General features: G+C 44.7%; 14 protein-coding genes. 4 read left to right on the top strand and 10 right to left on the bottom strand.

Translation table 11 applies throughout. From position 1 onward, the window contains the following. Window positions 1-234 precede the first annotated feature (234 nt). On the top strand, window positions 235-3021 hold the full coding sequence (locus tag PN466_RS15270; RefSeq protein ID WP_271940521.1) for a CHASE2 domain-containing protein: 2787 nt from the start codon (window positions 235-237) through the stop codon (window positions 3019-3021). Window positions 3022-3150: 129 nt separating this feature from the next. Here the strand turns inward: PN466_RS15270 and PN466_RS15265 are convergent, their stop codons facing one another. After that, window positions 3151-3960, bottom strand: coding sequence for a pentapeptide repeat-containing protein (locus tag PN466_RS15265; RefSeq protein WP_271940519.1), 810 nt, complete (start codon window positions 3958-3960; stop codon window positions 3151-3153). 132 nt (window positions 3961-4092) lie between these two features. On the opposite strand from PN466_RS15265, the gene PN466_RS15260 reads away from it, so the two are divergent. Further along, complete coding sequence (locus tag PN466_RS15260) at window positions 4093-4677, top strand: phycobiliprotein lyase (RefSeq protein ID WP_271940517.1); 585 nt, start codon at window positions 4093-4095, stop codon at window positions 4675-4677. A gap of 36 nt (window positions 4678-4713) precedes the next feature. On the opposite strand, the gene PN466_RS15255 is transcribed toward PN466_RS15260, so the two are convergent. From PN466_RS15255 to PN466_RS15220, 8 genes are all read right to left on the bottom strand, one after another. Next, window positions 4714-5688, bottom strand: coding sequence for a hypothetical protein (locus PN466_RS15255; RefSeq protein ID WP_271940515.1), 975 nt, complete (start codon window positions 5686-5688; stop codon window positions 4714-4716). Between the two features lie 68 nt (window positions 5689-5756). Continuing rightward, a complete protein-coding gene (locus PN466_RS15250) occupies window positions 5757-6380 on the bottom strand; it encodes a chromophore lyase CpcT/CpeT (RefSeq protein WP_271940513.1) in 624 nt (207 codons plus the stop codon). A gap of 189 nt (window positions 6381-6569) precedes the next feature. Then, window positions 6570-7133, bottom strand: a complete 564-nt coding sequence (locus tag PN466_RS15245) for a phycobiliprotein lyase (RefSeq protein WP_271940512.1) — start codon at window positions 7131-7133, stop codon at window positions 6570-6572. Window positions 7134-7162: 29 nt separating this feature from the next. Continuing rightward, on the bottom strand, window positions 7163-7735 hold the full coding sequence (locus PN466_RS15240; protein WP_271940509.1) for a phycobilisome linker polypeptide: 573 nt from the start codon (window positions 7733-7735) through the stop codon (window positions 7163-7165). A gap of 164 nt (window positions 7736-7899) precedes the next feature. After that, window positions 7900-8772 (bottom strand): phycobilisome linker polypeptide, encoded by an 873-nt coding sequence (locus tag PN466_RS15235; RefSeq protein ID WP_271940507.1) that lies wholly within the window; start codon window positions 8770-8772, stop codon window positions 7900-7902. A 297-nt stretch (window positions 8773-9069) separates the two neighbouring features. Further along, window positions 9070-9615 carry a phycobiliprotein lyase gene (locus PN466_RS15230; protein ID WP_271940506.1) on the bottom strand — a complete coding sequence of 182 codons (546 nt, stop codon included), beginning with the start codon at window positions 9613-9615 and terminating at the stop codon, window positions 9070-9072. Between the two features lie 19 nt (window positions 9616-9634). After that, window positions 9635-10216 (bottom strand): phycobilisome protein, encoded by a 582-nt coding sequence (locus PN466_RS15225; RefSeq protein ID WP_271940505.1) that lies wholly within the window; start codon window positions 10214-10216, stop codon window positions 9635-9637. Window positions 10217-10288: 72 nt separating this feature from the next. Continuing rightward, window positions 10289-10504, bottom strand: a complete 216-nt coding sequence (locus PN466_RS15220) for an acetyltransferase (protein WP_271940504.1) — start codon at window positions 10502-10504, stop codon at window positions 10289-10291. A gap of 120 nt (window positions 10505-10624) precedes the next feature. Here PN466_RS15220 and PN466_RS15215 point away from each other — a divergent pair, with 120 nt between their 5' ends. Together PN466_RS15215 and PN466_RS15210 are read left to right on the top strand one after the other, a co-directional pair. Next, complete coding sequence (locus tag PN466_RS15215; protein WP_271940503.1) at window positions 10625-11284, top strand: HEAT repeat domain-containing protein; 660 nt, start codon at window positions 10625-10627, stop codon at window positions 11282-11284. Window positions 11285-11350: 66 nt separating this feature from the next. After that, window positions 11351-12523, top strand: a complete 1173-nt coding sequence (locus PN466_RS15210; RefSeq protein WP_271940502.1) for an RNA-guided endonuclease InsQ/TnpB family protein — start codon at window positions 11351-11353, stop codon at window positions 12521-12523. A 183-nt stretch (window positions 12524-12706) separates the two neighbouring features. Here the strand turns inward: PN466_RS15210 and PN466_RS15205 are convergent, their stop codons facing one another. Continuing rightward, complete coding sequence (locus PN466_RS15205) at window positions 12707-14677, bottom strand: mechanosensitive ion channel family protein (RefSeq protein WP_271940501.1); 1971 nt, start codon at window positions 14675-14677, stop codon at window positions 12707-12709. Window positions 14678-14705 lie beyond the last annotated feature (28 nt).

Here is a 14705-nt window from a genome sequence, read left to right as displayed (position 1 = left end):
CGCCAGATCTGAATGCTCCTAAACCCTGAATAAAGAGCAAGACTCAAGCGACAGTTTGAGAAATATTTTCTTGTCTATAACACCACAATTAAATATTTACAGCAGCAAGAAAAAAGCGCATTAGTTGGCAATCAAAGGAGAAATCCTCAGAGGAAAGTGCCGACTAAAGGAAGCACTGTCCAAAAAATCAGTGAGGGTCAGGTAACCTTTGCTTAATTAATAATGAATTGAACTATGTTGCCAAGATTCCAAGCATCAATCAGACCTTACCTTTGCCTGATCATCATTGCTTCTAGTGTATCGGCGAGTGCGATCGCGATTAATCTCTTAGGCATGTTCAATCTGTTGGAATGGGGCATACGGGATCTGTTTTTTCGCTTGCGGCCGCAGGAATCTATGGAGGAGACTATTATTATTGTCACCATTGATGAAGAAGATATTAAATTTGCGGGCAACTGGCCGATTCCCGATCGCCTGTTAGCCCAAGCCATCCAACAAATTAGCTCCCAGGAACCGGCGATGATTGGGTTGGATATCTATCGCAATATTCCCGAAGAACCAGGACATGCGGAACTCAAAGAGGTTTTTGGTAGCACTCCCAACCTCATCGGAGTGGAAAAAATTATTGGAGATCGCGTCGAACCCCCTCCAATTTTACAAGCCCTAGATCGAGTTGCCCTTGCCGATCTGATGTTGGATGGAGATGGAAACATCCGCCGTGCGTTACTCTCTACAACTGATAACCAAGAAGAAGGGGCAATTAAAGATGGGTTGGCTGCCAATATTGCGATCCAATATCTGGAGCAACGGGACATTACCTTAAATATGCTTAATCCAGAACAGCTCAAATTCCAACTGGGTTTTACCACCTTTACTCCCCTGCAAAATCGAGAGGCCGGCTATTCCAAAAAAGCCCTCGGTGGCTATCAGATTTTACTCAATTGGCGAGGACCAACGACCATGTTTCCGACGATCACCTTGCGGGATGTGGTCCAAGGTCAGATGGCACCTGACTTAATGCACGATCGCATTGTTCTCATTGGATCAACCGCTCCAAGTACCAATGATTTCTTTGCTACGCCCTATAGTACCAGTTGGTTAGAAACCAAAGAACTGACTCCAGGCGTGGTGGTTCATGCCAATATTATCAGTCAAATCATTCGCAGCGCCTTAGAGGGTCGTCCCTCGATTAAGGGATGGACAGGGAGTATGCAAGCACTTTGGATCGGACTTTGGGCCTCGTTGGGAAGTGCGGGACTCTGGTTGGTGATCGTTTGGGGTGAGCAGAAAAACCGGACTCTTCCTGGAGGGAATGTCTTGTGGAGTGTCATTCTGTGGAGTGCAGGGTTGTTGGTGGGAGCCTATGGGGCCTTCTTGGTCGGCATCCTGATTCCGGTGATGCCTCCCCTGGCCGCTTTTGTACTCAGTTCAATCATAACGACGAATACTTATAAGCAGCAAAAACTGGCGATCGCTAATCAACAGCTCTTCATTGCCAACCAACATCTCTCCGACTACTCGAAAAACCTAGAAGCTAAAGTAGAGAAGCGCACTCAACAATTAGTACAGGCTAAAGAAGCGGCCGATGTTGCCAATCAAGCCAAAAGTGAATTCCTCGCCAACATGAGTCACGAGTTGCGAACTCCCCTCAATGGCATCTTGGGGTATGCCCAAATTCTCAAGCGCTCTGCGACTGTCCACTCCTTCGATAAAAAAAGTGTCTCTGTTATTCAACAAAGTGGAGAACACTTACTGAAATTAATTAATGATATTCTTGACCTTTCCAAAATTGAGGCTCGAAAACTCGACTTATTCCCCGAACCGATTCATTTTTCCACCCTACTCTTTGGGGTTACCGAAATTTGCCAGATCAAAGCCACAGAAAAGAATTTACCGTTTAAATGGAATTTCTCCAACGATCTCCCAGAAGAAGTTGTGGTTGATGAAAAGCGATTGCGCCAAGTTTTGCTCAATCTGCTCAATAATGCCATTAAGTTTACCGATCGCGGCTCTGTTACCCTGTCCGTCCAAAAGCAAGCAGAAAGCCACACTCAAAATAACGCTCAATCTGAGTCAACAGCAACTATCCGCTTTGAAGTAATCGATACGGGTGCAGGAATGACCCCTGAACAAATGGAAAAGATTTTCCAACCCTTTGAGCAAGTTGGAGAAGCGAAACGAAAGGCAAAAGGAACCGGACTAGGATTGGCTATTTCTCAACAATTAGTAGAGATGATGGGGTCTCAATTGCAAGTCGTATCGGTATATGGGGAAGGAAGTACATTCTGCTTTGACCTAGATCTGCTTTTAGGAGAAGGAGAAGGAACTGTACTCACGCCAAAAACCTCGGCTGACCACATTACTGGCTATTCTAATCACCAACCCGTGAGTATTTTGGTTGTTGACGATCACTTGGATAATCTGGATATTTTTACGAAATTGCTCGAACCTTTGGGCTTTAAGATCTTTGCAGCTCAACAGGGTGAAACAGCTCTGAGAAAAGCCCGTGAGCTACATCCTGATGTGATGATTGTTGACTTAATGATGCCGATTCTAGATGGATGGGCGGTCATTTCCCAGTTGCGACAAAACCCCGAGTTTCAAGAGATGATCGTGATTGCTACTTCAGCTAATGTATATGAGCAAAATCGCGATCGCGCAATGAAACTCGGCAGTAATGATTTTCTACCCCAACCGATTCAATTACCCCAGTTGTTGGAACAACTACAGCATCATTTGCAACTGGAGTGGGTGTATCAAGGGACAACAGAGCGAAAAAAATCTGAAGATGAGGAAATGATCTTTCCTACTTCAGAGGAGTTACAAGGGATCTTGAAAGCAGCAAGGATTGGTGATATTGAAGTAGTGGAACGAAAAGCAAAGCATTTAATGGAACGGCATCCTACATACAAGGTGTTTGCCGAAAAAGTTTTGACTCTCGCTGAGGAGTTTAATGATTTGGCGATCGTAAAACTGATTAAGTCGGGCAAGGAGAGTCAGGAGGAAAATAACGAATCATAAAGAATCATTCATTATCAAGGGAATAGGGCGTGGGCAATGGGCACTCAGGGACTACTGGTATAGCACTCTGCGCTCATGTGCTGGAAAAACCTGTAGGGGCGAACAGCCGTCCACCTCTACATGCCCCATTCATCCAAATGTAATGCCTAAACTCTCAGCCGTACTACGGCGTGTAAAAGGGTTCCAAGTACCTAATTCTTGAGCTTGTCGTCCACGCAGAAGGCTCTGAGCTTGTTCGGTTAAACCTTTGACCTGACTAAAGTCGGCTCCGGCAATATTCTGTACTTGGTCAAAACTGGCTCCCGTGAGATCGGCGCAGCGAAAGTCTACCCCTTGCAATTCTGTATTATTCAAGCGAGCGTTACGCAAATTAGCGCCGGTTAAAAAGGCTTTTTGTAAATTGGCTCCACTCAAGGCTGCATCTTCTAAATTGGCTTCGGTTAGGTCTGTTCCACTCAGATAAGCACCGCGCAAATTAGCACCCTGTAGATCGGCTCCTCGAAGATTAGCGGTATTTAGAAATACTCCAGCTAAACTTGCTTTTGGTCCGACTGCTCCTGATTTCCGATAGTCGAAACCTTCTGGCCAAAGGGTTTCACTGTTGTAGAGAGACAGTTTTAGCCTAGTCTCTTCTAAAACTGCGGCGGTTAAATTGGCACTTTGCAGTTGGGATCGATTTAAGTATGCTCCTTTGAGGTTCGCCCCCTGTAAGTTGGCTCCTCGTAGATCTGCCCCTCGTAGATCTGCCCCTTCTAGGTTGACTCCATTCAAGGAAGCTCTGCTCAGGTTTGTGCCAATCAAGTTAGCGGTGGCTAAATTAGCTTGATTTAAGTCTATGCCGGATAAATCCATTTGCATAGCGTCTATTCCAGGTCGATCTGCTCCGGGATGCAGTCCAAGTTGCTCTGGAGTGCGATCGCCATTTTCTGTATACACCATGTTGAATGAACGAATATGAACCAATTTGATTTATCCTAAAATTTTAGGGCACATGACTTAGAGTTTTGTTAACTTTTCTTAATTAAAAACCACATCTGCCGATTGATCTGACAACAGAAGGTTTGACTATTCATGTTACTTCAGCATCCTATGACGATGATGGACTTCTTTCGCAAAAGTGAAGGAGTTTGGTATTCGGAGCGCACTGTCCATCATTTTGACTCTACGATTAATGAGTCTGGACTTTCTAATCTCATTGTCCAAGTTTTTGGCCCCAATGATCCCAAAGTGGTAGAGCTTTGTGAGATCAATAAGACCGATCCGGCTACAGCGTCTGGGGGAGCAAGTTTTATGTGGCAAGACAACTTAGATACTGACCAAGAACCTAATCCCAATTATGCTGCGGTTTTGGTGGATATTCCTAATTCAGATAATCCTCGCCAAGGCTATTTTTTGCGAAATCGAGGGTATGTTGAGGGTATCCCGGTGATTGGACGATACCATTTTGCGACGGATGGGGTATTAACCATTGAGACGGAGTATGAGCGCAATCAAGGACAAGAAAGGGCTTGGTTTATTACGGATAATTTCCGCGTGCGTGTGAGTACCGTGAAAATGCTCAATGGGGTCAATTTAATGAGTTATGCCTCAGAACGCCGGTGTGTCCTTCCAACCCAGTTGGAAGAGATGGACAAGAAATATCAAGCGATCATTTAGCAGAATAGGGGCGAAAAATTTTTCGCCCCTACTGGCTTAAAAGCTATGAGTGCGCCACCGGTTTAGGTGATATTCACCGATCGCCGAAACTTGTTGCAAGCGATGTACTTTTTCCTCTAAGGATTGGATCGTTTCCTGCTGGAGATGCAATTGCGATCGCAATTGACTTTCCTTTGCATGGGGCGTTTTCACACTTTGTAATTGTGCCTGTAGACTCTCCACAATCTGGTACTGTTGTTGCAGTTTATATTCTAGAGCTTCATACTCTTGGTCGGAGATAGACTGATTCTGACTCTGATGGTCTTGCTGTTGTTGAGCTTCTAATAACTGGGCTTGAATCGCTTCGTAATGCTCTTTGGGAACCGTAGTATTTTTCAGGACATCATGGGTTTGCTGAAGTTGGTTAACTTGAGCTTGTAACTGCGCAATCGTTTGTCCTTGTTCAGTTATTTTTTGCTGCCAAGCGGCGATCGCTTCTTGATTTTCCTCTTCACTCCTGCTTTGATGAGCCTCCTGATCCTGAAGCTGTTTCACTTGAGCTTGCAATTCAGAAATCTGGTATTCTTTTTCAGCAATAGTTTGCTTGAGTACGGACTCCGTAGATTTGTGTTTCTGATAAGCGGTCAGCTTTTCCTGTAGGGTCGCAATGTTTTGCTCTTTTTCTGCCAAAGCTTGGTTCAGTTCGGCAACTTCGGCTGAAGTTGGAGGCGCTTCTGCTGATGAAACTTGACTAACGGCAATATTTTTCAGTGCCGGAAACTTGGACTCGTTTTTTGAACCATTGGCATCCCCTGATTTAGTCTCAAAGTCTAAAGTTAGAATCGTATTCGTCAGCTCACTTTTAATGCTGATATACCCCCTAGAAAGCCGCTCTACCAATTCCGAACGGGATAGTTTCGTGGTTTTAGCCATCTCGCTCAGTAGCTCTTTTCCAGTGGGGGTAATAGAAATTCCTAACTTCATTTTTGACTCTGAATATTGGGTACGATTGTTTGATGTATCTTTAGCCATTTTAGCAAATTTTGGATTAAGGTTTATTTTTTGTTACACTCGTTTATCCTTCATCATTTTCAAGAGGTTTACAGTCCTAAATTTTCGGTGGGGACTTCTTGGGCAAAACTGGTTATCTTTTCAAATTCCAAGGCTCCCTCTGTTGACCCCCAAATCTGTTCATGGGTCTTGACATCCATCCCCCGATCCAGACTTTTCCACGTGTTTTCTGTCAGTTCTACTTCACTAACCAAGTAGGTTTGGTGTCCCTTGCGATGAATGAGACATTGATTTCCGGGTTCTACCGATCCCCGATAGCACGTTCCATCCCATTGGAAAACCATGGAGCAGTTATAGCGCCGTTGGATGACCTGGGGGGTAATGGTCTGGAGAATGCTTAATTCTCGTGCTGAACCCGCATAAAGGATGGAGTCTTGTAAGCTATAGTTTTCGATATAAATGCGATCGCCTTGATCGACTAACCGATGTACGCCTTGACGGTATGGACTCCAGAGATCATAGTCATAGACTTGCTCCGAATAAAACCCAATACCTTGAAAAAATTCCCAGGGCAGGGGTCGCCACAAGACATGAATATGGGCATATAATGTGGGGTGGTTATAGGCTTGCTGATGATTGCTAAAATCTCCAGCTAACCAATGAGCGAATCTAATCAGTTCCTGAGAAGAGGATACAGATACACTAGAGGTCATGGAACAGTTTGCTATTCTAGGGGTTGGGGACAATTAGCCAGGGACAGAAATTGTGATTGGCTAGGGGTATACCTGGCAATTGATGACCATAACAAGTTTTTTACGATCCCCAAATTATATCTTAAATTGTGGTTTTTATCTATATGGGGATCGCGGATAAATTGACAGTTTGCGCAACAGTCTCAAGCTTTAGGAGGATAGAGACCGGATTTCAGAAGAAAAAGAAGCAGTGGTTACGCCTTGGCCATCACGGGTTTTAATTTGGGAAACCCGAAAACGTAAATTAGGGGTAGCAAACCAAATCCGCTCTTCGGCTGCTGCCCGATCGTATTCAGTGATTAAGGTAAAGATACCTTCAGTATTGAGAGAATAGTGACCGATCGCTGGAATGGTTTCGGCATAACCGCGATCGCGCAGGAGTTGGCCATTCTGGGGAGACTCCGGGTCAGGAATGGGGACTAAAATACACGATCCCTTGAGTTCCTGTTCTTCTTCTTCTTCCTCTTCTTTATCCCAATCATCTTCATCCCAATCCGATTCTCCTTCCCAAGTCATCCTAAATGGGGATTCCATGCTGGCTGGATCGATCTTATATAATTCACACACCTCTAGGACTCCCGGATCTTGGGGGTCTAGGGCCATAATGTCTATGGTCGATCGCACTTTTTCAAAATGGGCGAAGGCTAAATGATGGGCACTGCGTTGCGATCTCCATCGCCCAATTGACTGTTTTACAAATTGTTTCAGATCCATAATCTCAACTTAAAATATCACCCTTACCGTCACCGCCGTCTTTTCAAAGGTTGACAGCGGAAAAATCGCCGTCTTTGCTTTCCTGGAGATAAGGTTCGGTATAGCTGTTTACGCTTTAGAGAATTTTTCATGCGCTGACGACGCACAGGGGGTATCCTCGACCGGTCAACTTTTCGCTGCGGAAATAAGGAATAATAAATGGGAGAGAAAGGTTTCGGCTCTGCAACTGCACGTGCTTGAGGGTTAAAGGTTTGAGCGATTGGAGGATCGAGTTCGACTTCCACAGGTTCAGGATTTTGGGATGCTTCGCGATCTAAAATCCGATCTGTCTGGTCGCTTAATGATGCTTCTGTCCTCACGGACTCGAAAGATTGTGAGATCGCCTGATGCTCAGTTGTGGTCTCAGCCTTCTCTAGCTTTTGAGTGACCCGTTGAACCTCTAGGATTTTACCTCCTGAACGGTGAATCCGCTGTATCGCCTGAGATAATTGACTTTGGCGCACAGTTAACCCAGACCGGACGCGACGCTGATGGGGGGAGTTACCTCCCTCAATTTGCAGGCGCACCATTGGTTCATGTAAGGCTTTTCCCTCTAGTCCCATAAGATCCAATTATTTTTTCGTTTTTTAGGCGATCGCCCTATTGTCCCTATCTACTACCCTTGCACATTGTCGAAAGCATTTTCGTTGCCTAGGCTACTCCATAGAAAGCCGGCAGTAGAACGGTCTCTGTCCTACTGCCACCTATCGATCACACAAAGACAGGATTAATTGACAGCACTAATGCTGGCAATCTTACCTCCTTGTTTGTGGATTTGCTGATAGGTCTTAGAGAGTTCATCAAAGGAAACCAAGAACACTTTGTTGCTGCGACGGAATTTAGACACCCGATTAACTGCTCCTGGGGAACCATAACCCGTGACTTCAATCCGGTAAACTTTTCCACCTTCAGTCGCGCCTACTCCCAGACGAGTCCGAGCGCTAGAAGTAGAATCTTGGAAAGACCAACCTCCAACACCACCCGAAGGAGGAACAACGGCGGTTGGTGTTCCTTGAATCACCAGTTTATTCAACCGAGGACGATTGCCAGCCAAGCTACCTTTGAAGTCGCTGCTGCTGGGCCCGCGCATCAGTTGGAACATATGGGTAAAGCCCACCATGTTTTTACCGGTTTGGGTTTTGTAGCCCCGCACATAGGGGACAATATTTTCCCCAAATGTATCTTGATATTCGTCACTATCAATGTAGGAATCAATATCTGCTTCAAAACCTTCGCGATCCAAAATATCACTATGAGCTTTCATTTCTTCATAGCTATTAGGAGCGCGGCCTAAAAGATGTTTGAAGTTTAACTCCGTTGCACGATAGCGAGGGCAAGACTCGAAGAAACGAGTGCGATATAAGGCAGATTTTGCCACTTGACGTACGAATTCACGAACGCTGAGTTCTCCCCGCTTGAATTGAGATTCAGCGATACTCAAGCGTTCGCTCTCCATGACATAGGCATTGCCTAAGACTTGGCGGTAGACTGCGCAAATGACGGCTTCTACTTCCTCATCCGATCGTCCTGGCCAGACTTCAATGGGATCGGTTTCTTCGTATAAAGAAACTCCTAATTCCGACGCGGGTCCAAAAGGCATTTATTCTAATCTCCTTTCAAAAGAGGGTCTACAAAAGGGTGAATTCCTGGGAAGGACGTTTAAAAACGCTAAGAAACTTAACATTTCTGTGCAGAAAACGCTTACTCCTCGGACTAAGCTGATGTTCTGACTTTATGCCAATTTCTTCCAGTTTCTTTCCGGTTTCCATCTCCTCATTTATATCCTGAGGGTCGGCCCGGAAACTATGAAGAATTGTAAAGTTTCAGCCCCTTAATGTGACTAATCTGTTTGATTTTCTCAGAATATGAGTCATTTGACTATCCTATTCGGAGGACACTATTTTTTTTGTTCTACTCCAAACCCTACAAGAGCCAATTGATCGAGGGGGTGTCCTTCTGCCGGGCGATGGTAATTAAAAATGCGCCGAATTCTGAGAGTGGGGTTAATTAGGGCGATCGAATCTACGGAAATTATACGCGTATAATTTGTGGTCATTAATAATTCCAAGGTTTGGGGATCAAAGCGGAATTGGGCGACCTTGGGTGCGGCTTCTTCATAGGCGCGATCGCGCAAATAATCCCCTGTCAACACTCCAGAGGTCTCTTCCTGGGGAACAAACAGCATATTAAGTTTCTGGGAAACCCGTTCCCCTTTTTCCGAGACCGTATCAAATCCTAAATGAAACCCACATAAAGATTCGATATTATCCAGTTCTGGACGTTGATTATCTTTGAGAACTTGGGTTTTAGCTGCGGTTGATAGGGGAGCGATCGCGAATTCTGTGTGCGATCGTTCCACCTCCTGAACCGTTAAATAGTGATAGGTCCGCTCTGTCACCCATTCTCCCACACAACAATCAAAGAAATACCGAAATCGATCCATGGACACTGCCTTTCCTCCTTTACTTCCTATAACCATCAAATCCTTTAAGCCGATCGATCAAATGATCGAAATAGGGCAACAACTCAGTCTTCTTATCCCCACCACACTGTTCAATGCCAATTTGTTTCATCGATTCCAAACCCATCACCATGGCATCTAAAGGAACTGCTAACTCCTGATACAATAAATCCATATAGTGCAATCCCTCTGGATTAGTATACTGGGGCGATTGGCCAGCGATTCCATAATGAATACAGCGCAAAAAATGCCAAAAATCCCGCCAGCAATTTTCCGCCCGCTTTTCCGGATATAATGCCCCTCCTGGTTCCGTAATCTGGGGAAACTGCTCTAAAACCTCAGATCTAGCCCGATCGATAATCTCTGGTGCGCGATCGCGCAATTCCTTGGCTATATCCAACCATTCTCCCTTTTCCCCTGCTTGACTGGCTAAATACTTTAACTGATCGTCCGTTAAATATTGGCGCTCTTGATTAGCCTGTTCAAACACCTGAATCACATCCGGCTTTTCGGCCGAGATCCAACTCTCAAAACTAACAATTTGGGCTTTAGTAATTAATTCTTGAACAGCAGGACTTAACATGATCTCTTTCTGACAATTAAACGGGCAAACACTAAAGAGGGGAGTTTCGTTATTTATCCCCTCTAAATTCGATTAATTTTGATTCCCACGCAATTCCTGAAGTGCCCGATCGATTTTAAGGATTTCCTGATGATTAGCCAAATCGTCTAAAGCTTGCTTTTTAGAGAACTTAGCCTTGCGAGAAGCGCCCAAGAAATCATTGACCAGACGTTCACGATATTGCTCTAATTCACGAATCACTTCTTCAATTTCTTGAGGAGAGGCTTGAGTAGAGTTTGATTCAGACATAGGGATTCAATTAGGGTATTAACACTCAATTTGGCATTTTGTAACACCTATCATCTTCCCAAATATTGGAGTCTGTGGTTAAAATTTTAAGAAACGTAACACAAGACCTCGCCAACCCCCATGGAACTGCATCAAATCCAAACTGCCCTCAACAGCTCCAATTCCCAAGACCGACTCAAAGCCGTCACCGCCCTCAAAGACTATAGCAGTGAAGATGCAGTCCCCTTGCTGATGAGTAAAATCAACGACCCCGATTTTCTCGTCCGTTCCTTTGTTGCCATGGGACTAGGGCGCAAACAATCCCCCGACTCTTTTCCTGCCCTGCTGGAACTGCTCAAACGAGACCCAGACCCCAATGTGCGATCGGAAGCTGCCAACTCTCTCTCCTACGCCGGTCAAGTCGCCATCTCCCATTTGGTGATCGCCTTTCATCAAGATAACCATTGGTTGCTCCGTCGCAGCATCATTGCTGCTCTTGCTGACCTCGGTCATCCAGAAGCCTTATTAGAAGTTTGTCTGTGTGGCTTAGACGGCGAAGATATTACGGTTATTGAAGCTTCCATCGAAGGACTCGCTTGCTTAGTCAATACCCACAAACAACAAGCAGCCCTAGAAACCCTATTACCGGCGATCGCCTCACCCGAATGGCGCATCCGTCGCAAAGTCGCTTGGGCGCTACAACAGTTTGCTGACTCAGAAGCAGCTCAGGAAGCCCTACAAGCCCTCTCCCAAGATGAGGATCATCGCGTGGTGGCTGCTGTTTTGGAAAATCGGTTATAGCATGTTTTAACTTGCCGGTCTTACATTGAAGGGGCTATAATGTAAACAAGAGTCAAATAGTCTTTTATGGAAAGAGCATTCAACTATAGGTTTTATCCAACATCAGAGCAAGAGTCGCTATTGCGGCGAACTTTGGGTTGCGTAAGGCTGGTCTATAATAAAGCTCTCCACGAAAGGACTCAGGCTTGGTATGAACGGCAAGAAAGAGTAGGATATGAAGAAACCTCTTTATTGTTGACCGCCTGGAAAAAACGAGAAGAGTTAGATTTCTTAAATGACGTGAGTAGTGTCCCCTTGCAACAAGGGTTGAGGCATCTACAAAGCGCATTTACCAACTTTTTTGCCGGATGTGCTAAGTATCCCAACTTCAAGAAAAAACACCTTGGGGGTAGCGCTGAATTTACCAAATCGGCCTTTAAGTTCAAAGAAGGTCAAGTTTATTTAGCTAAATGTAAAGAACCCTTAGCCATTCGCTGGTCTCGTCAAATTCCATCGGGCTGTGTGCCCAGTTCGGTGACAGTAAAACTCCATCGGTCAGGACGTTGGCATATTTCCATTAGATTTGATGACCCCACCATTAAACCATTGCCTGTCAACGATAAAGCAATAGGTATTGATTTAGGAATTAGTAGCTTGTTAATTACCAGTGATGGGAATAAGGTGACTAATCCTAAACCTCTAAAGAAACACTACCGTAAGTTAAGGAGACTTCAAAAAAGCTTATCGAGAAAACAGAAAGGTTCTAACAATAGATATAAGGCCAGAGTAAAACTGGCTAGAGTTCACCAGAAAATAACCGATACCCGAGGCGACCATTTACATAAGCTGACCACTCAACTGGTGCGTGAAAACCAAACGGTAGTAGTTGAGGACTTAGCCGTTAAGAATATGGTCAAAAACCGGAAGCTGGCACAAGCGATATCTGATGCAAGTTGGGGAGAGATCACCCGACAATTGGAGTACAAATGCCAATGGTATGGCAGGAACTATATCGAGATAGACCGGTGGTTTCCGAGTTCAAAACGGTGTAGTAATTGTGGGCATGTGGTGGAAAAAATGCCGTTGAAGGTTCGGCAATGGGAATGCCCTAAGTGTGGAATACACCATGACCGAGATATCAATGCCAGTCGCAATATCTTGGCCGCAGGACTTGCGGTGTCAGTCTGTGGAGCGAGTGTAAGACCAGAGCAGAGTAAATCTGTGAAGGCAACTGCAAAGAAACAGAAACCTAAATCGTGAGGTTTAGGAATCCCCTCGGCTTTAGCCAGGGGAGGATGTCAACCGAGGATGCTCAAAGAGTCGGAGAGTAATGTATCAGTAAGGTCTCCGGTTCAGCAGAGCGATCGCTTTCTTGAGCAGACTAAAGCCTCTCCTGCTTGAGCGAGCGATCGTTTCAATCAGTTCTCATTTCAGACCGATCAATTATTCCTTTGGTTGCATCCCTAAAGAAAACAAAGACGAATGATTCTGAACCCGAAAGACGTGTTGAGGCACTCCAATACCAATTCCTTCTTGTTCAAAAACTAATTTCAGTCGCCGACGAAACTCACGAGCCACATCCCATTGTTTAATCGGTTGAGTTCGGATTAGGGCACGGATCAAAACCCCTTGGTGAGACAATTCATCCACCCCCAGCATTTGTAAATCCTCCGTCATGAGAGTATCCCACCCCGGTTCTTGTCTCATCGCTGCGGCAGTTTGTTCAATTAATTCCATCGCCCGATTTAAATCTGCATCATAGGCAATCACCACACTAAAATTGACCCGCGACCAATCCTTCGTCATATTGCGGACTATACCCACCGAGCCATTAGGAATCGTAATCGCTTCTCCATCCAAATTCCGCAACTGAGTTAGATACAAATTCAACTTTTCTACCAGTCCACCCACTCCGTTAATATCCACCACATCTCCAACTGCATAACGGTCATTCCAGAGAATCAGCGCACCATTGAGCAAATCTTGAAGTGTGTTTTGCGAAAACCAACTCAGCGCTACCGCAATCACCCCAAAACTAGCCAGTATGGCCGGAGAAAAACCTAATATCCGCAAAGTCATGAGCAAACCAATCGTCACAAACATAAAGGTGGTTAGTTGGGTGAGAGCTGTTGCATAAGTATTCGATCTTAAGGCATACCGCGAAGAAGAACTTGATTCCTGACGTGCCGAATATCTAGCCCATCGACTGAGAGACCATTCAATCAAAAAATCCCCCAGTTTATTGAGGATAATGATTGTAACCCATACCAGGGGCAAACTCAGACTCAATTGCACAAAGAAATGTTGATAGTTACGAGTTTGGGGATAGGTATTGACTAAGGCGGCTGCTCCCCAAGCCCAAATCAGAAATTGTGCGGCTAAGAGTAATTGCAAAATTAAGTTAAGGAAGTTACGTTGTTGTTTGAGTAATGTGCGGCGCTGAAGCAATAATTGAGGTAATGCGTACAACATGGATTCTAATTGGGTCGTGGTGGTATTGATTTGCTGCCAAAAGATAGGCAGTTTCATATCCTCTTTTAAAATCCATTCTAATTGCTCAGAGAACGGTGATTTCTGAGCGGTTCTATCGGTCTCAGTAGCCCCAGAGTTGATCGGTTCTGATGAGACCGATTTTGAATTCAATTGGAGGCTATGGTCGAGTTCTTCAAGGGTACGCCGCAGTTTGCGATCCCAAGCTTTCACTAATCGATAGATGGCATAAACAGAGATGCTGATAAAGATGATCCACAGCAGTCGTTGAGCTATTTTTTTGACCGGTTGAAAGGGGTTTTGTGATAATTTTTGACGTTCGTATATCGATTTTTTGAGTTGTTGCTCAATAATACTTTTCCATGCTTCTGCCAAGTCAGAGATTTGTTGCTCTGAGTAGCGAGCATCGAGTTCAGTTATGGTCACGATTTTTCGAGAAACCAAACCTTCTTGATCGGGTAGAAAAACAACAGTTTGACCAAACAAAAATCCGACTTCTATTTTAATCGGAGACGAAGTATAGCTTCTATCTTCTTTGGTCTGTTGTTGGTTATAGTCTTGTTTAGAGCGAATGATTTTATAGAGGGTGTTTTGAATATTTTTAGATCGTTCTTCTGCTGAAAGAATATATTGATCTCCACTCCTGAGCTGATTTTCTGGTAAAGAGGTTACAGCAAACAAGAATGCGCCGTCCAAGTATACTGGACTGCATAAAATATTACCACAGTCATACATTTGATTGATATTCCAGCCCAGAGTAGAGGGTGATTGTTCGGGATCTGATGTAGGGAAGATGGAGATCTGACTCAAGGCTGGAGAACTAAAGAGTCCAGATAAAATAATGGCAACAAGACAAACGCCTAGAATGCCCTTCCAGATTCTGAAAAAGGTTTGAATGGGAGAGAAGAGCCGGATAGGGCGCATGATCAAAACTCAATTGATGATCGACAGA

This window comes from Roseofilum reptotaenium CS-1145 (genome assembly GCF_028330985.1).
GTDB classification, from domain to species: Bacteria; Cyanobacteriota; Cyanobacteriia; order Cyanobacteriales; family Desertifilaceae; genus Roseofilum; species Roseofilum reptotaenium.
Note: the sequence above shows the minus strand (reverse complement) of the source record. Positions and strands in the feature narration are given on the sequence as shown.

Excerpts from the sequence above, each read along its gene's own strand:
- PN466_RS15270 (WP_271940521.1), top strand. The coding sequence starts at position 235 with ATGTTGCCAAGATTCCAAGCATCAATCAGACCTTACCTTTGCCTGATC.
- PN466_RS15205 (WP_271940501.1), bottom strand. The coding sequence starts at position 14,677 with ATGCGCCCTATCCGGCTCTTCTCTCCCATTCAAACCTTTTTCAGAATC.
- PN466_RS15245 (WP_271940512.1), bottom strand. The coding sequence starts at position 7,133 with ATGGATCTGAAACAATTTGTAAAACAGTCAATTGGGCGATGGAGATCG.
- PN466_RS15255 (WP_271940515.1), bottom strand. The coding sequence starts at position 5,688 with ATGGCTAAAGATACATCAAACAATCGTACCCAATATTCAGAGTCAAAA.
- PN466_RS15225 (WP_271940505.1), bottom strand. The coding sequence starts at position 10,216 with ATGTTAAGTCCTGCTGTTCAAGAATTAATTACTAAAGCCCAAATTGTT.
- PN466_RS15215 (WP_271940503.1), top strand. The coding sequence starts at position 10,625 with ATGGAACTGCATCAAATCCAAACTGCCCTCAACAGCTCCAATTCCCAA.
- PN466_RS15235 (WP_271940507.1), bottom strand. The coding sequence starts at position 8,772 with ATGCCTTTTGGACCCGCGTCGGAATTAGGAGTTTCTTTATACGAAGAA.
- PN466_RS15230 (WP_271940506.1), bottom strand. The coding sequence starts at position 9,615 with ATGGATCGATTTCGGTATTTCTTTGATTGTTGTGTGGGAGAATGGGTG.
- PN466_RS15220 (WP_271940504.1), bottom strand. The coding sequence starts at position 10,504 with ATGTCTGAATCAAACTCTACTCAAGCCTCTCCTCAAGAAATTGAAGAA.
- PN466_RS15265 (WP_271940519.1), bottom strand. The coding sequence starts at position 3,960 with ATGGTGTATACAGAAAATGGCGATCGCACTCCAGAGCAACTTGGACTG.
- PN466_RS15240 (WP_271940509.1), bottom strand. The coding sequence starts at position 7,735 with ATGGGACTAGAGGGAAAAGCCTTACATGAACCAATGGTGCGCCTGCAA.
- PN466_RS15210 (WP_271940502.1), top strand. The coding sequence starts at position 11,351 with ATGGAAAGAGCATTCAACTATAGGTTTTATCCAACATCAGAGCAAGAG.
- PN466_RS15260 (WP_271940517.1), top strand. The coding sequence starts at position 4,093 with ATGTTACTTCAGCATCCTATGACGATGATGGACTTCTTTCGCAAAAGT.
- PN466_RS15250 (WP_271940513.1), bottom strand. The coding sequence starts at position 6,380 with ATGACCTCTAGTGTATCTGTATCCTCTTCTCAGGAACTGATTAGATTC.